Source organism: Ornithinibacillus sp. FSL M8-0202 (assembly GCF_037975285.1).
Taxonomy (GTDB): domain Bacteria; phylum Bacillota; class Bacilli; order Bacillales; family Amphibacillaceae; genus Ornithinibacillus; species Ornithinibacillus massiliensis.
The window spans coordinates 3,209,134-3,233,607 of sequence record NZ_CP150248.1 but is presented as its reverse complement, the minus strand read 5'-3'; the positions used below and the strand labels follow the sequence as shown (position 1 = coordinate 3,233,607).

Annotated in this window: 26 protein-coding genes and 1 riboswitch; of the genes, 11 read left to right on the top strand and 15 right to left on the bottom strand. The window is 37.3% G+C overall.

The features are described 5' to 3' along the window. Nucleotides 1–78: 78 nt before the first annotated feature. From MKY78_RS16330 to MKY78_RS16300, 7 genes are all read right to left on the bottom strand, one after another. The gene (locus MKY78_RS16330; protein ID WP_339214197.1) at nt 79–411 is read right to left on the bottom strand and encodes a hypothetical protein; all 333 of its coding nucleotides are present in this window, start codon (nt 409–411) and stop codon (nt 79–81) included. 576 nt (nt 412–987) lie between these two features. After that, nucleotides 988–1,308, bottom strand: coding sequence for a hydrolase (locus MKY78_RS16325; protein ID WP_339214195.1), 321 nt, complete (start codon nt 1,306–1,308; stop codon nt 988–990). Between the two features lie 68 nt (nt 1,309–1,376). Further along, the gene (locus MKY78_RS16320; protein WP_339214193.1) at nt 1,377–2,825 is read right to left on the bottom strand and encodes an o-succinylbenzoate--CoA ligase; all 1,449 of its coding nucleotides are present in this window, start codon (nt 2,823–2,825) and stop codon (nt 1,377–1,379) included. A gap of 109 nt (nt 2,826–2,934) precedes the next feature. Beyond that, the gene (gene menB / locus MKY78_RS16315) at nt 2,935–3,753 is read right to left on the bottom strand and encodes a 1,4-dihydroxy-2-naphthoyl-CoA synthase (RefSeq protein ID WP_186870894.1); all 819 of its coding nucleotides are present in this window, start codon (nt 3,751–3,753) and stop codon (nt 2,935–2,937) included. 94 nt (nt 3,754–3,847) lie between these two features. Further along, a complete protein-coding gene (gene menH, locus MKY78_RS16310; RefSeq protein WP_339214191.1) occupies nt 3,848–4,648 on the bottom strand; it encodes a 2-succinyl-6-hydroxy-2,4-cyclohexadiene-1-carboxylate synthase in 801 nt (266 codons plus the stop codon). Then, nucleotides 4,645–6,390, bottom strand: a complete 1,746-nt coding sequence (gene menD / locus MKY78_RS16305; RefSeq protein ID WP_339214189.1) for a 2-succinyl-5-enolpyruvyl-6-hydroxy-3-cyclohexene-1-carboxylic-acid synthase — start codon at nt 6,388–6,390, stop codon at nt 4,645–4,647. The genes menH and menD overlap by 4 nt, the downstream gene beginning before the upstream one ends. A gap of 5 nt (nt 6,391–6,395) precedes the next feature. Beyond that, nucleotides 6,396–7,772, bottom strand: coding sequence for an isochorismate synthase (locus tag MKY78_RS16300; RefSeq protein ID WP_339214187.1), 1,377 nt, complete (start codon nt 7,770–7,772; stop codon nt 6,396–6,398). A gap of 288 nt (nt 7,773–8,060) precedes the next feature. Here MKY78_RS16300 and MKY78_RS16295 point away from each other — a divergent pair, with 288 nt between their 5' ends. Both MKY78_RS16295 and MKY78_RS16290 read left to right on the top strand, forming a co-directional pair. After that, on the top strand, nt 8,061–8,993 hold the full coding sequence (locus tag MKY78_RS16295; RefSeq protein WP_339214186.1) for a 1,4-dihydroxy-2-naphthoate polyprenyltransferase: 933 nt from the start codon (nt 8,061–8,063) through the stop codon (nt 8,991–8,993). Nucleotides 8,994–9,029: 36 nt separating this feature from the next. Continuing rightward, nucleotides 9,030–9,416, top strand: coding sequence for a hotdog fold thioesterase (locus tag MKY78_RS16290; RefSeq protein WP_339214185.1), 387 nt, complete (start codon nt 9,030–9,032; stop codon nt 9,414–9,416). Between the two features lie 24 nt (nt 9,417–9,440). On the opposite strand, the gene MKY78_RS16285 is transcribed toward MKY78_RS16290, so the two are convergent. Further along, the gene (locus MKY78_RS16285; RefSeq protein WP_339214183.1) at nt 9,441–10,025 is read right to left on the bottom strand and encodes an ECF transporter S component; all 585 of its coding nucleotides are present in this window, start codon (nt 10,023–10,025) and stop codon (nt 9,441–9,443) included. 156 nt (nt 10,026–10,181) lie between these two features. After that, nucleotides 10,182–10,325: riboswitch (FMN riboswitch) on the bottom strand. 188 nt (nt 10,326–10,513) lie between these two features. Next, nucleotides 10,514–11,569, bottom strand: coding sequence for a M20/M25/M40 family metallo-hydrolase (locus MKY78_RS16280; protein ID WP_339214181.1), 1,056 nt, complete (start codon nt 11,567–11,569; stop codon nt 10,514–10,516). A gap of 134 nt (nt 11,570–11,703) precedes the next feature. Between MKY78_RS16280 and MKY78_RS16275 the strand changes: the two genes are divergently transcribed. The 4 genes from MKY78_RS16275 to MKY78_RS16260 all read left to right on the top strand — a co-directional run bounded on the left by MKY78_RS16275 (nt 11,704) and on the right by MKY78_RS16260 (nt 15,492). Then, a complete protein-coding gene (locus MKY78_RS16275; RefSeq protein WP_339214179.1) occupies nt 11,704–12,261 on the top strand; it encodes a thioredoxin family protein in 558 nt (185 codons plus the stop codon). A 292-nt stretch (nt 12,262–12,553) separates the two neighbouring features. Further along, entirely contained in the window at nt 12,554–13,555 is a 1,002-nt protein-coding gene (locus MKY78_RS16270; RefSeq protein WP_339214178.1) for a potassium channel family protein, read from the top strand. A gap of 77 nt (nt 13,556–13,632) precedes the next feature. Further along, on the top strand, nt 13,633–14,007 hold the full coding sequence (yugI, locus tag MKY78_RS16265; RefSeq protein WP_339214176.1) for a S1 domain-containing post-transcriptional regulator GSP13: 375 nt from the start codon (nt 13,633–13,635) through the stop codon (nt 14,005–14,007). A gap of 135 nt (nt 14,008–14,142) precedes the next feature. Continuing rightward, nucleotides 14,143–15,492, top strand: coding sequence for a glucose-6-phosphate isomerase (locus tag MKY78_RS16260; protein WP_339214174.1), 1,350 nt, complete (start codon nt 14,143–14,145; stop codon nt 15,490–15,492). A gap of 103 nt (nt 15,493–15,595) precedes the next feature. Here the strand turns inward: MKY78_RS16260 and MKY78_RS16255 are convergent, their stop codons facing one another. Next, nucleotides 15,596–17,710, bottom strand: a complete 2,115-nt coding sequence (locus MKY78_RS16255; RefSeq protein WP_339214172.1) for a hypothetical protein — start codon at nt 17,708–17,710, stop codon at nt 15,596–15,598. A gap of 236 nt (nt 17,711–17,946) precedes the next feature. Here MKY78_RS16255 and MKY78_RS16250 point away from each other — a divergent pair, with 236 nt between their 5' ends. Continuing rightward, nucleotides 17,947–19,110, top strand: a complete 1,164-nt coding sequence (locus MKY78_RS16250; protein WP_339214170.1) for a MalY/PatB family protein — start codon at nt 17,947–17,949, stop codon at nt 19,108–19,110. Between the two features lie 124 nt (nt 19,111–19,234). On the opposite strand, the gene MKY78_RS16245 is transcribed toward MKY78_RS16250, so the two are convergent. Together MKY78_RS16245 and MKY78_RS16240 are read right to left on the bottom strand one after the other, a co-directional pair. Continuing rightward, a complete protein-coding gene (locus tag MKY78_RS16245) occupies nt 19,235–19,813 on the bottom strand; it encodes a superoxide dismutase family protein (protein ID WP_339214168.1) in 579 nt (192 codons plus the stop codon). Between the two features lie 125 nt (nt 19,814–19,938). Continuing rightward, nucleotides 19,939–20,124, bottom strand: a complete 186-nt coding sequence (locus tag MKY78_RS16240; RefSeq protein ID WP_339214166.1) for a hypothetical protein — start codon at nt 20,122–20,124, stop codon at nt 19,939–19,941. A gap of 123 nt (nt 20,125–20,247) precedes the next feature. Between MKY78_RS16240 and kapB the strand changes: the two genes are divergently transcribed. Further along, the gene (gene kapB / locus MKY78_RS16235; RefSeq protein WP_339214165.1) at nt 20,248–20,664 is read left to right on the top strand and encodes a sporulation phosphorelay system protein KapB; all 417 of its coding nucleotides are present in this window, start codon (nt 20,248–20,250) and stop codon (nt 20,662–20,664) included. Between the two features lie 100 nt (nt 20,665–20,764). On the opposite strand, the gene MKY78_RS16230 is transcribed toward kapB, so the two are convergent. Next, complete coding sequence (locus MKY78_RS16230; protein ID WP_186870910.1) at nt 20,765–21,028, bottom strand: phosphocarrier protein HPr; 264 nt, start codon at nt 21,026–21,028, stop codon at nt 20,765–20,767. Between the two features lie 213 nt (nt 21,029–21,241). Between MKY78_RS16230 and deoD the strand changes: the two genes are divergently transcribed. The 3 genes from deoD (at nt 21,242) to MKY78_RS16215 (ending at nt 23,321) form a co-directional block, all read left to right on the top strand. Beyond that, nucleotides 21,242–21,949: a purine-nucleoside phosphorylase gene (gene deoD / locus MKY78_RS16225; protein WP_339214164.1), complete on the top strand. Its 708-nt coding sequence runs from the start codon at nt 21,242–21,244 to the stop codon at nt 21,947–21,949. 175 nt (nt 21,950–22,124) lie between these two features. After that, a complete protein-coding gene (locus tag MKY78_RS16220; protein ID WP_339214162.1) occupies nt 22,125–22,721 on the top strand; it encodes a biotin transporter BioY in 597 nt (198 codons plus the stop codon). A gap of 126 nt (nt 22,722–22,847) precedes the next feature. Beyond that, entirely contained in the window at nt 22,848–23,321 is a 474-nt protein-coding gene (locus MKY78_RS16215) for a divergent PAP2 family protein (RefSeq protein WP_339214161.1), read from the top strand. Between the two features lie 44 nt (nt 23,322–23,365). On the opposite strand, the gene MKY78_RS16210 is transcribed toward MKY78_RS16215, so the two are convergent. Then, nucleotides 23,366–24,082 (bottom strand): 3D domain-containing protein, encoded by a 717-nt coding sequence (locus MKY78_RS16210; protein WP_339214159.1) that lies wholly within the window; start codon nt 24,080–24,082, stop codon nt 23,366–23,368. Between the two features lie 62 nt (nt 24,083–24,144). Beyond that, complete coding sequence (locus MKY78_RS16205; RefSeq protein WP_186870914.1) at nt 24,145–24,456, bottom strand: YuiB family protein; 312 nt, start codon at nt 24,454–24,456, stop codon at nt 24,145–24,147. Nucleotides 24,457–24,474: the final 18 nt, after the last annotated feature.

Genomic DNA, 24,474 nt, shown 5'->3' with positions numbered 1-24,474 from the left:
TGCTGGACCCCTTATAACTGTAAAAGTTTTGCAACTTTTACAGTTGTAAGGGGTGTATCCTCCCATAAACATTTTACTCTAACATGGTGGAGTTTCTGTTGGAACAAGATATAATGCCCCATTTTCTTCATAAAAATAGTAATCGACATATGCTTTCACAACATCCTCCGTCGTAATATGCTTAAAAGCATCTACAATAGATTCTTTATCAGGATATTCTAATACCCGATAATTCTCATCCGTTTCTTGAACAAGTGTATGCATAAACAAATCGGTCAATTGAACAATGTCATCATGCTGAATCGGATTCTGTTGACTAACTGGTACGGCTTGATTATTAGTAGTAGACACGGTTGATAGAACGAGGGCAATACCAATACTAATTCCAATAAGAATGAAATGTATTCTCATCACTATATCCTCCGACTAGATTCTATAGTATTACTATTCCCGATAATCTACTGTTACTAAACAAAGAAAGAGGAAACAGAGAGTCGGTCTCTGTTACCCAAATGAGGAAGGAAAGCAGAAAAAGGTAACTGAGAGTCGGTCTCTATGCCCTAAATGAGCAAGGAAAACAGAAAAAGGTAACTGAGAGTTGGTCTCTATGCCCTAAATGAGCAAGGAAAACAGAAAAAGGTAACAGAGAGTTGGTCTCTGTGCCCTAAATGAGCAAGGAAAGCAGAAAAATGGTAACTGTGAGTCGGCCTCTGTTACCCAAAAGTGGAAGGAGAGCGAAAAATGGTAACTGTGAGTCGGCCTCTGTTACCCAAAAGTGGAAGGAGAGCGAAAAATGGTAACTGAGAGTCAGTCTCTGTTACCCAAAAGTGGAAGGAGAGCGAAAAATGGTAACTGAGAGTCGGCCTCTGTTACCCAAAAGTGGAAGGAGAGCGAAAAATGGTAACTGAGAGTCGGCCTCTGTTACCCAAAAGTGGAAGGAGAGCGAAAAATGGTAACAGAGAATCAGTCTCTGTTACCCAACTTTGTTTACATATGTTTTTCATCCAATATTCCGATACTTTCAATATGTTGTTTTGTCGTATTATCACCAAGGTCATGTAACAATTGATATGCCTCCACCATTTCCGAATCATAGCTATCATTTGATTTATCATTATGATAAGGCATTATCGGTACATGTGCTCTCCAGAAACTATTATAGGAAGCATCATGCATATTGGCTAACTTAGCACGCAGTAAAGCAACCTCTTCATCCGTAGCATAAATCGTGAAACTATCGTTATTATGGTACTTTATTTGTGATATTTCACCACTACCTATTTCCACATAATATTTCTTTTTCTCCATTCACACCCACCTCCTGTTTTTTAATCTGTCTTAAAAGAGGAAAAGCATGTATCGAGAATAGAGATATTTTATAGTAAATCTAATAATTGATTTCGAACTAATTTATTGGAAGCATTTCGTGGTAGTCGTTCGACAAAATGAATTTCTTTCGGTAGTTTATATTTGGCTAAATGTTTTTTTGCATAGTCCAATATAGCTTCTTCACTTACTTCATCCTTGTCTGATACAACAAAGGCGATTGGTACCTGGCCCCAGTAGTCATCTGGTTTACCGGTCACTCCCACTTCTCGCACGCCATGATATGCAGACAAAACACTTTCAATTTCAGATGGATAGATATTTTCCCCTCCGGAAATAATTAAATCTTTTCTCCGATCTACTACATATAAGAAGCCTTCCTCATCTAGGTAACCTAGGTCACCTGTTGAAAGCCATCCATCTCGGAAACTCTTCTCATTTGCCTCTAGGTTATTATAGTAGCCTTTGGTTACCATTGGCCCCTTTACATAGATCTCCCCTATTTCCATAGGAATTTCTGTATCAATCCTGATTTGTGCAGGAAATAAGGCCTTTCCAGCTGAGCCAATTTTACGAAACGCATCCTTTGGACTCAATGTTACGATTTGAGATGAGGTTTCTGTCATACCAAATGACTGAAAGACTGGGATGTTTCGGTTGGTTGCTTTTTCTAATAACGGAACAGGAGCTGGTCCACCCCCTAATAGCATACAGCGAAAATGACTAGGAAATGGTTGATCGCCTTGTACCTCGATAATTCGTTGTACCATTACTGTGACCACTGAAGCTATCGTTACACCACGATGATAAATCGCGTCAAGAACTACCTGTTCATGAAACTTCTCAACCAAATATACTGGCATTCCATAAATGACACTCTTAAAGAAAATAGATAATCCACCAACATGAAAAAATGGAAGAACAGCTAGCCATTTATCTTTTTCTGATAATCCCAGATTTAATGCAGAACCGATAGCACTCCACCAGTGATTACCATACGTATGAATAACACCTTTGGGAAATCCTGTCGTTCCCGACGTATAGATGATGGTGAATGGATCATCAAGGTTAATTTCAGTAACAAGTGTAATATTTAATGGTTTTTCTCTTTCTAATGCAGTAAATCCTATTATTTGATTTGCGTTTAATTGGTTAGCCTTTTCCAATAAGTCATCTTGACTAATGACTGTGTTAATCTTGGCATCGTTTACTTGGTAATTTAGCTCTTCCTTAGTTAATCGTGTATTTAATAATACGGCAACGGCTCCTAAGTAGCTTAGGGCATGTACTAGCCGTATCATGGTTGGGTCATTATTGGATAAAATGCCTACATGGCTTCCTTTTTCAATTCCAAGATTGGCTATTTTTTTTGCTAATTCCTGACTTTGCTGCATTAATTCATAGAATGTAATCACTGAACCGTCGACCATTTCGATGGCGGGTCGATTGGGTGAAAGGGTTGCCTGTTTGGTAAGCCAGTGTGGCATAATTTCCGCCATAAAATCACCTCTTGAAAGAAGAACCTTTGCCATATCGCAAAGGTTCTTCTACTTATTCATTGCTTATTATCCATCGTTTACTTTCAACTACGCAACAGCCTCCGCTTTATTAAGGGAAACGTGGGAATTGATCGAAGTCTGGTTTTCTTTTTTCTTTGAATGCATCTCGACCTTCTTTTGCTTCATCTGTTGTATAGTAAAGTAGGGTTGCATCTCCAGCAAATTGTTGTAAACCAGCTAAGCCATCTGTAGCAGCATTGAATGATGCTTTTAAGAAGCGTAATGCTGTTGGTGATTTTTCAAGAATTTCTTCACACCACTGTAACGTCTCTTCTTCTAATTTCTCTAAAGGTACTACTTTATTTACTAATCCCATTTCATATGCTTCTTCTGCATTGTATTGGCGACATAGGTACCAAATTTCACGAGCTCGCTTTTGGCCGACCATTTCAGCCAATAAACCGGCACCATAACCAGCATCAAAGCTTCCTACTTTTGGTCCAGTTTGTCCAAATTTAGCATTATCTGCCGCAATTGTTAAATCACATACAATGTGAAGAACATGTCCACCACCAATAGCGTAACCAGCAACCATTGCGATAACAGGCTTTGGAATTGTGCGGATTAAACGCTGTAAGTCAAGAACGTTTAAGCGAGGGATTTGATCTTCTCCTACATATCCACCATGACCACGAACAGACTGGTCTCCCCCAGAACAAAATGCTAAGTCGCCTGCTCCAGTAAGAATAATGACACCTACAGATGAATCATCACGTGCATCGGCAAAGGCATCAATCATTTCATTTACCGTTAGTGGCGTAAAGGCATTACGCTTTTCTGGTCGGTTAATGGTGATTTTGGCAACACCATTATATTTTTCATAAATTATTTCTTCGTAATCACGAGCTTTTTCCCATTGTACAGCCATGATACTCCTCCTTCAAATACTATGTAATAAAGTTAAAAACCATCATGTAACGATTGAATTTTTCTTATGCAGATGTATAAGTTAGCTATTCTCTCTAATCTGCTAAAATAAACTCCTTTACTATTGTACCAAAAATAAAGGGTTCTTCCACATGAATTGCATGTCCAACATTTTTCACAATCCGCATTTCGCTATTAGGTAAGTATTCATACATCTTCTGGTTGATCCGTATAAACTTATCATCTAGCTCCCCAACTATCAATAGTACAGGTTTTGGGAAGGTAGCTAAATTCGTCCACCAGCTCGGTTGACTTCCTGTTCCCATTCCTCTTAGTGATAACGCTAACCCTTCCTTCGATTGTCCAAGTCTTTCCTGTCGAATCGCCTCTTTGACCTTAGGAGGTAGCGCTTTTTGTGATTGAAATAAAGGTATGTTTTCCCAAAAATCAACAAAAGCTCTTACATCGTCTCGCTCTATTTTCTGTGCCAGTTGCTCATCGTTCGCCTTCCGGTTGTTGCGTTCTTCTTCGGACGAAAGGCCAGGTGAGGCACTCTCTAGAATGAGTGATATTAGCTGCTCTGGATAAAACATCGAATACGATAATGCTGTTCGCCCTCCCATCGAATACCCCAATAAGTGGAATTGCTGTATACCGATTTCATTTAATAATACATGAATGTCATGACAGCACTGCTCCATTGAGGTGATGGATGGTGTAAAAGTTTGTCCATGGCCGGGTAAATCAATCACAATAATTTTAAACTGGTGCTGATACGTTTCGATAAATTGGTTCCAGGTATTTGTACTACCAGTAAATCCATGCAATAGTACAATAGCCTCCCCTTCCCCGTATACTTCATACCAATAACTTGCATCTCTTATTCGTGCTCTCACTCCATCACCGTCTTCAGAATTTCTTCCTCAATTCCACTCCACAGTTTTTTATGCCAATGGAAATTATCTGTTCTATCCGTTTTCACTTCTACAACCGATAATCCTTTTTCTTGATAGCTAGACTGTAATGCTTCTTCTAGTTCCATAGCAGTTGTAGGATTATAATAAGAACCACCATACATATCTATAGCCTTTTGAAATTCAATATGTAATGGCGTCCCAAACAATGCTTCAAAATGCTTTTCATTAGACGACTGTGGTAAAAAGGAGAAAATACCTCCACCATTATTATTTACGACTAAAATGGTTATATTGAGATGATAATGTTTAGCTGCTAATAAGCCGTTCATATCATGATAGAAGGATAGATCGCCTAATAATAAGGTGACGGGTTGTCCTGAGGCTGCTGCTCCCACTCCACTAGACACCATTCCATCGATACCATTTGCCCCTCGATTCGCTAAAAGCGTAAGTTTCTTCTTACTTGTCATTAAGAATGTATCTACATCACGAATCGCCATACTATTCCCTACGTATAAACTACTATTATCCGGGATTATCTCCACTAGCGTCTTGACTGCTTCCCCCTCGGTTAGTGATCCATCCGCTACCATTGCGATATGCTTTTTCACAATCTCATTCATCTGCTTCCATTGTGCTAACCACTCATTATCTTCCGCAATAATCGTGGGCGCTTCTTCTAGAAGATCTGTGCAGAACGAAACGGGATCCGCAAGAATAAATTCAGTTGGATTCCCTACTGGTTCTCTGTAACCTTCATGGTGTTCTACCACGTATTGATTAACATCGATATGGTCTTTTACATAAAAAAGATATGCTTTGGAAACAGGCATTGCTCCAAAACGGAGAATATAATCTGGCTTTAATGCACTCCTTATTTTCTCATTACGTAAAAATGCATCATATCCTTCGATTATATTCCTAGTAGCATGTTCACCTGTCCTCACTTGTGAAAGCGGGTCCGCTATAATTGGTAATCCAAACGATTCAGCAAGAAGAGAGACCGCTTCTGCTAATTCTTCGTTTACTTGGGGGCCACAGACGATCACCCCTTTTTTAAAGGAGGATAATTTAGCTGCAAATGGTTTCATAAAGCTGTCAGACAGCCGCTTTTGCCCCTCGTGCCATATCGTATACGGCTCCTGTAGCGGTTCACCCCAGAGATTTTCTAATGAAAAGTCAGGAATTAATGGCTCCCGGAATGGGAAATTCAAATGAACTGGACCTGCATTTCCTATTAATGCTTCGTTTACCGCTCGAGCTGCTCTTGTCCTAGCATACTGTAGCATAGAAGGAATTGCTTCCGGTAGTGCCATTTCATGGAAACTCTTTACATAATCGCCAAACAGTTTGATTTGATCAATTGCTTGTGGAGCACCAACATCCCGCAGTTCATGTGGTCTGTCAGCAGTTAATGCTAGTAATGGAACCCTGCTTTGATGTGCTTCCACTATGGCTGGAAAATAATTAGCTGCAGCTGTTCCTGATGAACAAACAAGTGCCACGGGCCGTTTTGTTTGCTTTGCTAATCCTAGTCCAAAAAAAGCCGCAGAACGTTCATCCAGTACAATCCATTCTTTAATGTCTGGGTGTTCTGCAAAGGTCATCGCAAGCGGTGTTGATCGTGATCCAGGAGAAATAACGACGTCGGTCAAACCACTTTTAGACAGCTCATCGACAAAGTTAGCTATATATCTAGTTAAGTTTTCAATATGATTCATCTATGTTATCCTCCTAGGACATTCAGCATCGGTAAAAATTTAATACTTGTTTCTTCCAATTCCGCTTCCGGATCTGACTCTTTTACTACACCACAACCCGCAAATAATGAAGCCTTGTCTCCTTTAAGAAGACCGGAACGTATAGCAACCGCAAATTCTCCATTTTGATTGCTATCCACCCAGCCAATAGGCGCTCCATACCAGCCTCGATCAAGTACCTCGTGCTCTCGAATGAACTGTAGGGCTGCTTCTCGAGGCTCTCCTCCTAAGGCAGGTGTAGGGTGTAATTTTTCAATCACATCAAAGACACTATTTCCTTCTTTAAAAATCCCTTTAACCGGTGTATATAAATGCTGTAAATTTTTTAGTTTATATAATACTGGTTTATCTGGGACCTGCATTTCCTTACAAAATTCCTGTAATGACTTTTTAATCATTTGAACGACAAAATCATGCTCTTCACGATTTTTCGGATCAAAAAGCAGCTGTTCCCCAATCGCTTGGTCCTCTTCATCTGTCTTACCTCGAGGTGCTGTTCCAGCCAAACAAGTTGACAATAACGCATCCTTCTCCACCTTCACTAATCGCTCTGGTGTGGCACCTACAAAACAGTCCCCCGCTTTTTCAAAGGCAAAGATGTAACTTGTCGGTTGCGATACAATGAGGTCCTGGATGACCTTAGTAACCTGAACAGGCTCTTTAAATTCTAGCTTTAACTCTCGAGCTAATACTACTTTATTAGCATGACCAGAGGATATAAATTCCGTACCTTTACGAACAGTCTCCTTCCACTTGGTGCGATTTACTTCTTCTTTCGAGACAAGACTTGGTTTACACAACCCATCCTCTCGATAGGACGTGAGGAACCTTTCTTGTTCAGCTAGCTGCTTTGCAATTGCTTCAGGATTATCTGCTCCATTGACACATACCGTTATAGTTAAATAAACACTCTCTTCTTTTTCCATTAATAGGAAGGTTGGAATACGCAATTCATTGGTCGCAAAGTTATCCCATAAAACGGTTCTCGGCTTTAACGGATCAAAATCCATTCCGCCGATTGCGGTAATACCTGTTCCTGGTACGTGATAAGGGTTGTTCATAATGGCCTTTTGTACCAAAGCATCCCATTTCTCCTTCAATTGATGGGAATGATTTGCTTGAATTGCATAAGCAGTCCCAATTCCGACTAGTGTAAACTTATCTAATGTACTTTTCCAGAAAGAACGATTCATATGTAAATTTGTACTCGCTTCAAAAAAATGAAGGGGATCAATATAGTTTATTCTCTTTGTGAAACTTACTAGTCTTGATTCAGAGGGAAGCAAGTCTTGTATTACTTTTCTTAAAGTAGATTCAATTGTTTCCTCTTTAACCTCTATCATTTGGTTGCCCTCCGTTAGTACGTAATAGTCCCATTTTATTCTATTCCTTTTTTTCTCGTTTCTCAAGAAATCAAGTGCCAAACGACTATATTGGTTCTGAAAGGTAGTAAATATGGATTACTTCCATATTATAATGTAACACTTTATTCAATAAGACTATTCCTTTATTATTATCCGATTAGACCACATTCACTATTTATTTCTTTTATAAGACGCTTAACTTCGTTGACACTACCTCGCTTTTTGCCTAAACTTATAGTGATATTGAAAGATAAGGGGATTACAATTATGGCAACCAACAAAGATCATATCAAGAAAGCCTTAAATGAGCGTGATGGCTTTCAGGTATGGTGGAGACTACTTAGACCTCACACATTAACAGCTTCTTTCGTACCTGTGTTTATCGGTACAATGATTGCATTAAATACAGATGGTATTCATATTCTAGTATTTCTAGCAATGTTATTAGCCTCTATCTTAATTCAGGCTGCTACGAATATGTTTAATGAGTACTATGATTATGTTCGGGGATTAGACTCCGAAGAATCAGTTGGTATTGGTGGCACTATCGTCCGTGACGGCATTCAACCAAAAACTGTACTACGCTTAGCTTTAGTATTTTATGGTATTGCACTTTTATTAGGAATTTATATTTGTATGGTATCGAGCTGGTGGATTGCTGTTGTTGGTCTTGTTTGTATGCTATTCGGCTATCTATATACAGGTGGGCCGCTACCAATTTCGACTACACCGTTTGGAGAGTTATTTTCTGGACTATTAATGGGTACCGTAATTATTGGTATCAGTTACTTCATTCAAACTGGAGAAATAAATAGTCTTGTTATTTTTATCTCTTTTCCAGTCGCTATCTTTATTGGCTGTATTATGCTAGCTAATAATATTCGTGATTTAGATGGGGATGAAAAAGGCGGACGTAAAACACTTGCCATTCTACTAGGTCGAAAGAATGCAGTGCGCTTTTTAGGATTACTATTTTTTGTTGCATTTTATTTTACCGCATATTTAATTATCGTAGGATTTTTACCTTTATGGTCACTCCTAACCTTAATCGCTGTTATACCTGCGATTAAAGTATTGAAAGGATTTAAAGGGAAAACAGAGCCTCTAGAAATGATGCCTGCTATGCAGTTAACTGCTAAGACAAATACGATATACGGGTTCTTACTAGGTTTATCTTTATTAATACATTATTTCATCTAAGAACTACTTAAAATTAAGATAAGGGGGAGAGTTCAGATGGAATTAACGAATACATTAATGGAGTCACTTGGCATTGAAACAGTGTCGATGGAGAAGGAATTAGTCGTCATGACGATGCCAGTTGATAAACGAACACATCAGCCATTAGGATTTCTTCATGGAGGGGCTAGTGTAGCACTAGCGGAATCTGCAGCAAGCTTAGGGGCGTGTTTACATGTAGACTTGGAGAAATATCATGTATTTGGTATTGAAATTAATGCCAACCATGTTAAAAGTAAGCGTGACGGAATCGTAACAGCTAAAGCAAAGCCCTTACATGTAGGTAGATCCAATATGGTATGGGAGATTAATATTGTTGATGAAGAAGATAATTTAATCTCTGTATCCAGATGTACGATAGGCGTAGTACCAAAGAAAGGCTGATCCAAGAGGATCAGCCTTTTTAGATTATGCAAATTTAGCTTGTTGTTGTTCTATCCAACGTCGCATTTTAATAAATACTGGTACAAATAATGCACCGATAATAATTCCTTTTATTACATTGAACGGTAGGATACCAATTAACACCATACCTAACTTCACAGAATGGGTCATCTCTCCCCACCCCATCATTAATCCATACACCGGTAAAAGTATGAAGTAATTAAACACACTTAAACCAATCGCCATAATAATAGTTCCTGTAATTAAGCCAGAGACAACGCTCTTTACATTTTTAAACTTATGATAAAGAATACCAATTGGGAATACGAGTAACACACCTGCTAAAAAGTTAGCTGTGACTCCTACAATTTCTCCCCCACCTATTGCCAGGTATAATACATTTTTTATCGCAACAACGATTACTCCTGCAAGCGGCGAGAAAATAAGGGATGCCATAATGGCTGGCACATCACTAAAATCAATCTTTAAATAACTTGGTAATAGCGGAAGTGGGAAGTTAAGAAAGAATAATAATAAGGACACCGCTCCAAGTAAGGATAAAATAATAAGTCTTGCTAAGTTGGATGATTGCATTGTTGTTTTTTGCATCATCAATTCCTCCTTCATCTAGTTATCGATTCCAATCGTGATGAAGGATAGCCTAATCATAAATATAAAAACCCTAAAGCCAGACCTAATCGGGGCTTTAGGGTTTATCGTAATCAATAGGAAATAAAGGCACATAAAATGTACCATGATTTGGCTCGACCTCTTCTCCCATCCAGACTTTAACTGTCGGTCCTGGATTTTCACCAGGTCAACCATTTGCAAAAACACAAACGGCTCACGGACTTAGAACATTTGTTCATTACCGTCGGTCGGGAATTGCACCCTGCCCCGAAGTGGAATCGATATGAAATTTATATAACCATATTAACGCAACCGTATCAAATTGGCAACACTTCTGCTTCAATTCACTCGTTCTATTTTACGGTAATTAAAAAGCAGTCTAAATGGCTAAGTAAAACCATCAGACTGCTATAAGCGTATATATATTCCTAGGTAAGCATCCTGCAAAGCAAGCGGTCTAGATTAACTTAGTCCAGTGGGTTTAAACTTTCTTCCCCGGTTAAATCCGCAATCATCTCGACTAATAATGCAATTTCTTGATCCATATCTTGTAGACTTACTGTTTCTACTGGTGAATGCATGTACCTTAGTGGTAAGGATACTAATGATACTGGTACACCCTTCCCTGTATAACGCATCTTGTCTGCATCTGTTCCAGTATGACGAGGGGTTAATTCATATTGAACATCCATCTTTAGCTTTTTAGCTGCCCTTTCTAATAAATCGTTCATTTTACGGTTTATCGGAGCTCCTTTTGCTAATACTGGTCCTTTTTCTAGGCGAATATCCCCATATTTATTCGTATTGACACCAGGATAGTCTGTAGCAAATGTTACATCACATGCAATAGCCATCGTAGGTTCTATTCCTGCTGCAGCGAAATAGGCACCACCCATATTAGTTTCCTCATTTACAGTGCTTGCAGCATAAACTCCAACCTGACATCCTTTTTTCTTAAGCAGTCTTAACACTTCAGCCACAATAAAGGCACCAGTTCGATTATCTAAGCCTCTTCCAGAAACATAGCGATCCATTAGAATTTCAGGTTCGGTTTTATAAACAACTAAATCCCCTATTTGAACAACTTGCTCCGCTTCCTCTTTTGTGCGAAAGCCACAATCGATGAATAAATCCTCTAAGCCAAAATCACTTTTCAATCCACCATGGTGTTGAGCATTCACTCCTATAACTCCGGTCACCGTTTTACCGTAGCCTAATACTGTCGTCTTCATTCCAACTGCTGCATTAGGATTAATCCCACCCATTTTATCAAAATGTAAAAAACCATGTTCATCAATGCGATTAATAACTAAAGCTATTTCATCACAATGACCAGCTAACAACACTTTAAAAGGCGCATCCGGATTCAAAACTCCAATTACATTGCCAGCATTATCTGTCAACACTTCGTCTGCAAATGACTGATAATAATCACGCATCTTCCGTTGAATTACCACTTCATCACTAGATGGTGATGGTGTTTTTAATAGTTCAAGTAAAAATTCTTGGTTCATTTTTTCCAAACCTATCTCAACTCCTCTTCTATGTATCGATATTACCATCATAACAAAATTGTCCGATATCGAGCACTTTTATTTACGGAAACGATCCATTATTATTAAAATTGAATTATCAAAAAGAAATTGGAGGTCGTTATATGAGCTTAAATCATTGGTTTAATAAAGCTATCCCTAGTCAAGAATATATTGATGCAATGGAATCACATAAGGAAAATCTTCTACATATTTACAATAGTTTCACACTACCTGAGGACGAAGAATTCTTTTCAACATTAACGAATCAACACCTTCGTGTAATCGTAATTACTGAGGATTGGTGCGGGGATGCTATGTTAAATACCCCAATACTACTCCATTTAGCAGAGAAGACTAATATGGAGGTACGTATGATTCTAAGAGACCAAAATCTCGAATTAATGGATCAATATTTAACAAATGGAAAATCTCGTTCTATTCCTATTTTCATCTTTATCGATGAGTCTGGAAACGAAGTGGCTAAATGGGGCCCACGTGCAGAATCTGTCCAACAATTTGTGGATACCATTCGTGCAGAGCTTCCAAATAAAGAAGCAGCTGACTTTAAAGAAAAGTTTAATGAAATGATTCAAACGATGACCCAACGATTCGTATCAGACGAAAAAAAATGGAACGAAGTGTATAAAAGCTTGAAAAATACGTTAGCTAATTTATCGTAAGAATAAAACGAAACTTGTTTTTGAAAAAGCCGAATGATGTGCTACGTTTTTCTGATATAAATGTAAACTCCAAAGTGTGTTATCTCCACGCATGAGCTTCACTATTCGACTAGTTTGCATAGCACAAATTCACCTATACGGAACAGAACCAATCGTATATTTTCAGAATGTGCCTGGATGTACCATCATTCGCTTTTTCTTTACTTCAAACATTATTCTCCCATCTCTTTTTCTCTATAGTTCTCCAAAAATAGCACATACTAATGAGACACAGAATTAATTAGGTGAGCATATGAACATTGAACTGTTTAAGCATATTTACTTTCGTCTTCCAATACTAGTTAGACTTTTTCTAACCATTTTATTGGTCATGCTCTTTTTCGGCACAGTTATTCACTTCATCGAACCGAAGCAATTCCCAACTATTTTTGACGGGATCTGGTGGGCTGTTGTAACGGGAGCAACCGTCGGATATGGCGATTATGTACCATTAACACTATTGGGCCGAATCATTGGCATTGTCCTTATCTTAACTGGTGGTGGACTTCTCACCTTTTATATCACCCAGTTTGCAGCTACCACCGTTCAACATGAATCAGACTTATCCCGTGGCAAAATTGCCTATAAAGGAAACCATCACATTATTATCATAGGATGGAACGAGCGATCGCGAATAATGATGAACAGAATTTTAAAGCATGATCCGAAGAAAGAAATCGTCCTCATTGATCAAACGGTTTCGCAAATGTCCTATCGGGATTTTCCAATCCATTTCATCCACGGTGACCCGACAGATGATTACTTCTTGCAAAAAGCGAATATTAAGGAAGCAGAAAAAGTCGTCATTACGGCTGATGATCATAAAAGCGAAAAACAAGCCGATAATCAGTCTATCTTAACCGTCGTTGCAGTGAGAGGGAATCATGACAAAGTCCCTATAATCGTAGAGATTATGACAGATAATCAAATTGATAATGCAAAAAGAGCTGGAGCAAGCACCATTCTTCGCCCAAATGATTTCATGAGTGCACTATTGTATCAAGAAGTATTCAAAAGCCACTCTAAACCGTTCGAAACGATTATTCACTTTTTAGATGCACAACAGTTTCATCATGATGAAGTGCCGGAAGAATGGGTTGGCCACTCCTTCCATGAAATCATAAATCCATTACAAAAGAATGGCCGTCTTCTACTTGGCATTCAGCGAGATGGTGAATGGATATTTAATCCTCAACAGGAATTGTTACTAGTTAAAGGAGACATATTAATTACTTCCATACCATGGGAACGATAATGTTTTGCCCTAATCCAATATGTATGGTATAATATTTTATTGTGTGAAAAGAAACGAAGGTATAGGAGATGTTCAGCATGACAGATAAGATTGAAGTAGGTCAGATTTTTACTGGTAAAGTAACAGGTATTCAACCATATGGTGCATTTGTTGCACTTAACGATGAAGTACAAGGATTAGTTCATATCTCAGAAGTAACACATGGTTTCGTGAAAGATATTAACGATCATCTTTCTGTTGGTGATGAAGTGAACGTGAAAGTTCTAAATATCGATGAGGAGAAAAATAAAGTATCCTTATCTATCCGTGCAACGGAAGAACCACCAAAGAAACAAGCTAAGCCTCAAGCTCCAGCTAAACAATCAGTAAAACTTGAAGAAAACACTTCTGGGTTCAATACACTAAAAGAAAAACTTGAAGAATGGATTGAACAATCCGAATTTAAAAACTAATACTTGATAGCTAGAGGCTTCTCCCATCAACATTACCTACTTTTCGTTAATATTGATGGCAGGAGCCTCTTCCTATGTATTTTGATTTTCTATATGAGGAAACTACTTTATAATAATATCTAAAAGGAGGATACCATGTCACATATACAATTTTCATATCAACATGCACTAGATTTCATTAATAAGGAAGAGCTAGACAATTTAGCTGAATTTGTTACCGTTGCACACGAAGCAATACATAACAAGACTGGCCCTGGAAATGACTTTTTAGGATGGGTTGACTTACCACAGAATTACGACAAAGAAGAATACACCAGAATACAGGCCGCTGCTAAAAAAATTCAAAATGACTCTGATATTTTACTTGTTATCGGGATTGGTGGTTCCTATTTAGGGGCAAAAGCAGCTCTTGAAATGCTAAACCATTCATTCCAAAACCTATTATCTAAAGAGCAGCGTAATGTTCCACAAATCATTTTCGTAGGGCATCATATGAGCTCCACATATATGAAGGAATTATTCGATGTTCTTGAAGGTAAAGACTTCTCCATTAATGTAATTTCTAAGAGTGGAACGACGACAGAGCCTGCTATTGCTTTCCGTATTTTCAAGCAATATTTAGAAGAGAAATATGGAAAAGAAGAAGCGAAATCACGTATTTTTGCTACAACAGATAAAGCGAAAGGCGCACTTAAAGGGGTAGCCGATGACGCTGGATATGAAACATTCGTAATTCCAGATGATGTTGGCGGACGTTTCTCCGTATTAACGGCAGTCGGTTTATTACCAATTGCGGTTAGCGGGATTCAGGTAGATGACATCATGCAAGGTGCACTTGATGCAATGAATGATTTCAACGAGTCTTCTCTTGAGAAAAACATTGCTTATCAATACGCAGCAGTCAGAAATGTTTTATACAATAAAGGTAAAACGATTGAAATGCTAGTAAATTATGAGCCAGGACTACAATATTTCTCTGAATGGTGGAAGCAGCTTTATGGTGAAAGTGAAGGTAAAGATCAAAAGGGTATCTTCCCAACATCTGCAAACTTCTCAACAGACCTCCATTCATTAGGACAATACATCCAAGAAGGTCGTCGTGATCTGTTTGAAACAGTCCTTCATGTGAATCATGCAAAATTAGAGATGACACTTGAAGAGGACGAAAACAATTCTGATGGGCTTAATTATCTAGCTGGTAAAACGATTCATGAAATTAATGACAAAGCATACCAAGGTACATTATTAGCTCATACTGATGGAGGAGTACCTAATCTTGTTATTGATTTACCAGCACTAGACGCATACACATTTGGATATCTTGTGTATTTCTTTGAAAAAGCTTGTGCTTTGAGTGGGTACTTATTAGGAGTAAATCCATTTAATCAACCTGGTGTAGAGGCATATAAAAAGAATATGTTTGCATTACTTGGAAAACCTGGTTTTGAAGCTGAAAAAGCAGAACTTGAAAAACGTTTAAAATAAACGAAAAGAAACAGGATCAATAAAATAGCATTTAAAGAAAGACCGAATGAATAGGACAAGACCCTAATCATTCGGTTTTTTACTTCATTTTATTCTCGCTTCTTTATTTATGTATTTGCGTTATTTTCCAAACCCCGTTATCTTTATCGAGATTTATTGTAAAATATGGATCTCCTTCCCAGTTTACAATAAATACGACTGCAGAATCTTCCGTTTGATATTCGGTTAATGCATAAGCACCTGAATTACGTAATTCAAACCATTCTAACGATTCTTCTTCACTATCTAATAATTCTTCTGAAGTGATTAAGGAAGACATTGTATCTGTATCTCTTCTCGCACTAGCGTAAGCATATAATGATACGATTTCCATAGGATTTTCTTCCAATAGCATGTCTTGACTTAATTCTTCTGAATAACGTTCATATATGGTAGACGTTGTTAAAGTAAATGGCCAGCTCCCAAGACTTAATGTATCCTCATAATTAATATGTTGATATCTTTTATCAAAAAGTAATCTCATGTCATTTATACGAATATCATCTTGCGCCCTTTTCCAATCATTCTCTTCCCAATTCTTCATCGTAGTCTGTACTATCTGCGCGAGAATAGAGTCCGAGTGGTTGGCAAGAAATTGATGATATTCTTCTATTTCCACATCTGTTACGGTAGTCATGTCCCCAATTCTTAAATAGTTATATAGATGAGTTTCTATATTACTTATAATACTATCCCGGAATAACGCCGAAAACGAATCCCCATACGTACTCAGAAGTTCTTCTGCTTCTAACGCATATAGAGCGAAACTCTCCCATCTATCCCAATCTAGGTCTTCCATGTTCGAAATATATTTCATATAAGCAATATAAGCTTCAGAATATCCAATTTGCTCCATATATTGGATTAGATTTTCAATCGAGAACTTTACTGTTAGTGCAGCGTTTTCTGATGCTCTAGTTAAGATATAGCCTTGTTCACCTAGAACATCAATAAATTCTATTATTTTTTCAGGTCCTTCATAACTCGATGCCTCTTCTTGTAATGACATAATAGATTCATAGTCATCTATTGATATATCATAATCCAATAGTAATCGATTTAAATATTCCTGAAACGAATACTCGTAATTTGATACTAAGTAAAAATACTGCAATAAATAATCCTCACTATCTATCGCGTTTGGATCCAGATTAGCCTTTAGCGATGAAGGTGATTGAAGAAGCATTTCAATATATTCCTTCGTATCATCATGATAATACGAAGAATTACTATTCAGATCACTTAGTAAACCTTCAACCATGGTTACTGTTGGAAATGTATCAATATCTTCTATCCTAAGTTCCGCTGCAAGCCTCTCTTTAGCCTCTTCTAAGTATGCTTTCAATTCTGGATCTAATCCTTGGTTATCTTCCTCGTTATCCAAATCATCCATTTCACTATCAACGGATGCGGAAGCCTCCTCCTCTTTTTTTAAAACCTGGCGCTGCCTTTCGCCTTGTATATAATTAACGGAAAGAAAAGAAAAAAGGATTAAACCAACTATTCCAACTAGAATAGGAATGCTTTTTCGCCATTTCTGTTTTTGCCCGACCATTTCTACTTGATGAAGTAACTCCTGAATCTGTGTGAACGCTGGTAATCGTTCATAGGAATACACCATTTCAGCAAGCATGTCTGATAATTTTACATGTTGAAAATCTACTCCGTTTTCCTTCGCATCCATTTTCTCTATATTCGCATGAAGTAATTCCATTCCTTGTGCTATCCGCTTCTTTACGATATCTGAATTCACTTTAATAATGAATGATATTTGCTCAAAGGTCATTTGATGATAGTAATGTAAAATCATTGGGATTTTATACTTATCATCTAACTTAGTTAAAGCATGCTGAATAACCATATATTCTAATTTTTCAAAGTAGTAGCCGTACATCTTATAAGAGTTATTTTTGGAAATAGCAGTTTGTATTCTACGATAATCTTTCAAACTATCCATGGAAGCCCGATAAAGAGAACCCGGTAAGTCATGTCGCTCTACTCGATCTATTCCTTTGTGCAACCTAATAAACGTTTCCTGAACAACACGGACAATATTCTCTTTATCCAATCCGTACTGAAAAGCAATCTGTTCAACAGTGGATTTATAGTGGGTAACCAACTGTTTGAAGCCTTCTTGTTTATTTTCCTTTATTGATTGATATAGTAGTTCATCAGACATACGCATCCCCCAATTCTTATCTCTATATAAGTAAACGATATGGTTACAAAAAGGTTTCAAAAGACGTAAAAAAATCGATAAAACATGTTTATATTTAATGAAACCGGGTATAACTATTACCGTAAGACTTTCTCGTATTCCCCCTGTAAGCAAGGCGTATTTAAACGCTTTGCTCTTTTTTTGTCTTTTTTTGCGTTATAATAGACAATAATACATACTATTAGGAGGTAATTTGGATGAAAATTTTTGAAACGATACATGACCGTAAAAATACTCGCTCTGTCAAATGGGATATGGTTAAAAATCTATTTCAGTCTGAGGATGTCTTACCCATGTGGGTTGCAGATATGGATTTTCAAGCACCAGATGCAGTTAACCAAGCATTGATTGCCCGTGCAGAGCATGGTATATATGGCTATACAATTGTTGATGACATGGTAAAATCATCCATTGTCAATTGGATTTCTAAAAGGCATCACTGGAATATTCAATCTGAATGGCTTTCCTTTAGTCCAGGCGTTGTCACAACTTTACATATGGCAGTACAAGCCTTAACGGAATCTGAGGATAAAATAGTAATTCAGACACCAGTATATACACCTTTCTATAAAGTAATTGAAGCACATAACCGAGTAATTGTAAAAAATCAACTCTTATATTCTGAAAATAAATATCATATTGACTTTGATGACTTAGAAGAGCAATTCAAACAAGGGGTTAAGGCCTTTATTCTATGTAGCCCACATAATCCTGTTGGAAGAGTTTGGACAAGAGATGAATTAGAAGAGATTGCTAGGCTTTGTGAAGAATATGATGTGTTAATCCTTTCTGATGAAATTCATGCTGATTTAACCTTCCCGAATGTACAGCATATCTCTATTGCATCACTATCTGAATCGATTGCAGGTAGGACCGTTACGTGCATGGCTCCTTCTAAAACGTTTAATTTAGCTGGATTGCAAGCATCTTATGCCATCACCCCTAATCAAGAAATGCGGAGGAAACTAGAAAAGCAATTTGCGATTCAAGGATTTCATGGTCTAAATACGATGGGCAATACTGCACTAGAAGCAGCTTACAATCATGGAGAAGAATGGCTTGATCAACTTCGTGAACTTTTACAGAGCCATTATCAATACGTAAAAGAAACACTAGAAGCAGAAACGGATTTAACCGTGACCAAAGCAGAAGGGACTTATCTAGTTTGGATTAATTGTAGTTCACTACATTTAGATGCTAAAGGGTTACGCAAGTTCTTTAACGAGGAAGCTAAGGTCGGATTAAATGCTGGGTTTGAATACGGACCGGAAGGCGAGAAGTTTATGAGAATGAATATCGCCTGCCCTCGCGCAACACTAGAGGAAGGCGTTCGTCGAATCATCGCAGCAATAAATAAGTAAAATTGGCCAAGTCTTAGGCTTGTGTATATAAAAGAAACGGAAAAACCGAATGAGTAGCATCGACCCACTCTAGCAATCGAGCATCATTCGGTTTTATCTTTTTCTTATCCATATATCTCACCCACTAATCGTCTTGGGTATCATTCAATTCAGTCGGGTCTGTTGGTGATTCTGTTGGTTCTTCTCCTTTTCCTGACTTTATTTCTCCACAAATTAATCTAGCCCCTGCATTTCCACCTGGCTGCGATACCCCATCATCTTGTAACTCCATCACAACTAAGGAGGTCCCTTCTCCTCGTAATAACGAATCTTTCCCTTCCTTTAGGGTTCCCCCAGAAAGCATTAATTCTGCATCTACAAGGCCAGCACTATCCGCTTCCACATTCGGTAAATCACCTAAATGTGGTCCGTCAGGATGCATGAGTCCATGTTCTTTCCCTTCTGGATTTAAATGGTTTCCTGCTGACTTAAAATCTGGCCCCTCACATTTTGCAAACTCATGAACACTAACTCCATGAAAGCCAGGCGTTAACCCTTCCAGCTTTAATTTAACTTCTACACCATCAGGAGACTCTGTTAGTTGCGCCGTTCCAACCATATCACCTGATGCATTATACATCTCCACACTTTTCGTTGTATCCACTGTACTCTGACAACCAGCTAATAATATAAGCATGAAAAGGAATAAACGTACATATTGCATATCCACTACTCCCTTTTTCGCATGATAAAAATAGTATTCGCAAAAAAAGAGTGTGTAAACATAATCAGCACCGTCTTTTTTATATGGATTATAAAAAAAACAGAGCAAGTTACTTCGCTGCTCTGTTAGTTTGGTTTCTTATTCTCATCTAATTGACTTTCGTACTCAGAGTTAAACTTTTGTTCTTGCTTTTTAGAATGTTTATAGAAAAAATAAAATGCTACAGCTGCTGCAATCATAAAAATAATTAAGGTAATGATCGCAGGGATATATTCTGATTTGTCCTCAGGAAAATATAAAAACGGCATCATATGTATCACGTCCTTCTTCTTATCAGTATATCAAATTTGCAGAAGACTTATAAAGCAAATTAAAATGTTCGCCAATTTGTTAAAAATTTGGGACAATGAGTCTTAGAAAGGGGTTGTATTTAGTTGAGTGATTTTTCTTTAGGTGATATGGTCCAAATTCCATATAAATCAGGAATTTACATAGGAGAAATAATCGAAGATCGGAACGAAAAATTTTTAGTCAAAACTTTAGCAGTTGTAAAGCATCCAATGCAAGGAGATCTGCATCATCCGAAGCAAGTCGAAAATGTGCTGTTTCATGAACGTAAAGCCCTTAGCCAATTTGAAAAGGTGAACGTCCTCAAGGATGTTGTTACCCGTTATGCAGGTCCAGATTTAGATTATGGTGAGTCTCTAAAAAACGCGGTGGTACAATATCGCGAAAAGCTTAAGCGGAATGATACAGCCTATAATCAAGAAGCATTACGAGCATTAGCTTCTGTTGAGGAAAGTTATTATCTTGGAAAATATTACGAAAACGGAACGCATCATAACAAATAAGGCTATGATTTTAAGGAATATGTCCCATTCTGTATAACCAGTAACCATACAATTTATGAAATCAAAAAGGCTGCCTTTATGAAGACAGCCCTTTTCTTAATTACTCACCTAAGTTTTCTTTAATTACTTCTGCAATTCCTTGAATTGCTTCTTCTTCATCACTACCATTAGCAGTGATTTTGATTTCAGCATCTTTAGGAATTCCTAATGACATAACTCCCATAATAGACTTTAAGTTAACAGTCTTATCATTGTACGAAAGCTCGATATCTGATTGATATTGACCAGCTTTATTTACTAATAAAGTAGCAGGGCGAGCGTGTACACCTGTATCTGCAGTAATTTTAAAAGATTGTTCTTTCATGCTATTCATCCTTCCAACTTATATATTAGCTTGTACAAATTTTATGTACTTTTTTATCAATTATACGAAATTACTTCGTGAATAATTGAACTTATATTTATTATATACAATTTTAATTCGTATGGAAACTAAAAAGTCTATCATAAATAGATTGTTTTTAAGGAACGGTTATGATAACTTTATTTTTGACTAGTCAATATAGGAGGAAATGACATGAGTGTACATATAGGAGCAAAAAAAGGTGAAATCGCTGATAAAATATTACTTCCTGGTGACCCATTAAGAGCAAAATATATTGCAGAAACCTTTTTAGAGGACGTTACGCAATATAATCAAGTCCGTGGTATGTATGGATATACCGGATTATATAAGGGAGAAAAGGTATCTGTCCAAGGTACTGGAATGGGAGTCCCATCTATTTCTATATACGTGAATGAATTAATTCAAAGCTACGATGTTCAGAAATTAATCCGTGTTGGTACATGTGGTGCTATCCAAAAGGATGTTAAAGTGAGAGATGTCATTTTAGCACAAGGCTCTACGACAGATTCCCGAATGAATCAGCTAATTTTTAATGGAATTGATTATGCACCACTAGCAGATTTTGATCTATTACGTACAGCATATGAGGTTGGAACGGCAAAAGGGATGAATCTTCGTGTCGGTAACGTATTTACAAGTGATACGTTCTATCGTGATAATGCTAAGGAAGTGAACGAGCTACTTGCAAAATACAAGGTGCTTGCTATTGAGATGGAAACAACAGCATTATACACCCTAGCTGCTAAATACGATCGTCAAGCACTGTCTGTCTTAACTGTTTCAGACCACATTATTACTGGTGAAGAAACAACTGCAGAAGAACGACAAACAACCTTTAATGAAATGATGGAAATCGCCTTAGAAGCAGCAATTAAATAAGGTACCATTCATTATCATAAGCGGTAGTCACATAATAGGGAGAATTAGAATAATCCTTTTTCACTTATAGAGTGATAAGGATTATTTTTTCACACCACTAATTGTTAACCTTATAAAATATAAGTTGACAATATGTCCTCATCTCATTATTCTAGTTATAGGAGAGGTGTTAACGATGAGGAATATTAAACCAATAGAAATAACTGTTGGAGCATTATTTGTCTGCTTGATGGCCATCGGGGCTAATATTGCTGTATGGTTTCCATTTCTAGCAATACCAATTGGTGGAACTTCAGTACCATTATCACTACAAACGTTTTTCTCTATCTTAGCAGGATTAATGCTAGGAAAAAAATTAGGAAGCTTAGCGATGGTTACATATGTGTTAGTTGGGACTGCAGGTGTACCTGTTTTTGCTGGGATGGAAGCAGGTCCGATGCAACTAATAACTCCTACTGGCGGTTTCTTACTATCGTTCATTATTGTCGCTTTTGTTGCAGGTTGGATAACAGAACGTTCTAACCAACCATCTGTTCCAAAATATGTAATAGCTTCCTTACTAGGATTAATCATTAATTATTTGATAGGCGTTACATTTATGTACTTTTCTATGAATTTGTGGTTAAACTTAGCAATTAGCTATAAAATCGCCTGGATTGGTATGGTTCCATTTTTGATTAAGGATGTTGCTTTATCTTGTTTAGCCGCCGTATTTACAGTTCGTATAGCTAATCGCATTCCGATGAAATGGAAAACAGCAAGAATATCATAACCCGTCTAAAAGAGGAGGTCACTACTTGTAGCCTCTTCTTTTTATTTTTCCGCATAAATAATATCTACTTTAGCGCAGACTATGATAAAATAACAATCATAAAAATATGTCTGAAAGGAACTCATCATGGATCTTTTTTCTAGCTTCCCAATCATAGCAGCATTATCTGCGATTGTATTTGCCCAAGTTATTAAAATTCCTATTCATTTTATTGCAACAAGAGAATTTGTTCCTGGTCTCGCTTTTAGCACTGGGGGTATGCCAAGTAGTCATTCTGCTGCAGTTACGTCCCTTTCTACCGCAATCGGGATCATAGAAGGATTTGATTCAACATTATTTGCTGTAGCTGCTGTATTTAGTGTTATCACGATGTACGATGCCTCAGGTGTACGTCGACACGCGGGGAAACATGCAACATTACTTAATCAACTTGTAAAAGATTTTCAAGTACTAGTTGAAGGTGCTAAGAACTGGGAAAATAAAGGGACATATGAAAAACGAGAGGATTTGAAAGAATTACTTGGCCATAAACCAATAGAAGTATTCTTTGGGGCTATTACCGGTATATTCGTCGCACTTATTCTTAATAATTTTTATTAATACATGAGAAAAGGAGGCATTCCTGTTGCCTCCTTTTCTCATATTTAGCTTTTATTAATTTGTTCCCTGAATACTTGAAGCGCTTTATTTTCATTAAGATTCTGTAATACCTCTTCCGATAATTCTCCAGAGCCCTTTTCAATAATATAGACCTCAACTTCTCGTTTACCCCATTCGGAGTAAACATCCTCTACAGTGTGAAAATACAAGTCGATTTTATTACCTTTGATGGCAGCACCCTTATCCGCTACAACACCAAATCCATAATCTGGAATCCACATAATCGTACCAATTGGATATATCGATAAATCTGCTGCAATTGTAGAATATAAGTCCCGCTTCACTTTAACACCTGAATACGTAATTCCATATTGTGGATGGTCAGGATGCTTTCCTGTTGATTCTACTCCTGCTGTATATCCTGTGGCAATGACGGTTGCTTTTGGGTAATTATTTATGTTGATTGCTTCTTCTACTGTTTTTGGTCCTTCAATTTGCTCACTTGAAATATAATGCTGTTGTTTTGACAGCATCTTTAAAGTTTTTTCCTGTAAAGCTATCTTTCTATGTTCGACAGGTTTTGCTTCATCATTACTTGCAGAAGCTACCTGGTCTTGATGTAGCATGATTGCTATATCTGCATAAGTCACATTGGAAATACTCGATAATGTTGTCCAAAATGCCAGCAGAAATAAGGCTGTCATGCCAATTCTTCTAATCATTTTACTGATTTTCAATAATAACACCTCTCTGGATGTCATCATGTCCAATCTAGTAAGATTTTATTCATTTGAATAGAACGCTAACATTTTGGAAAACACTATTAAAACATCTGATATCCATTCTTACGTAAGAATTTAATAACAAACCCTGACACAATAGTACCTAAAAAGCCAGCAGATAATATAATTACATCCCAGGTGTTGATGGAGAATAATTCACTAAATGCCTTAGAAAATGCTTGTCCTGGAGAAGAAAAATAATCCCCAATAGGTATATTATCGACAATAAGTAAGACGATAAACGGGTAAATAAATGCCATTAGCCATGTTCTTCTAAGTAGCATATTTAAAATAAATGCTATTCCGAAAAATATAACAAAAAATAAGATAACCGATACAATTAATTGAATCAATTTATGTAAACCCCTCTT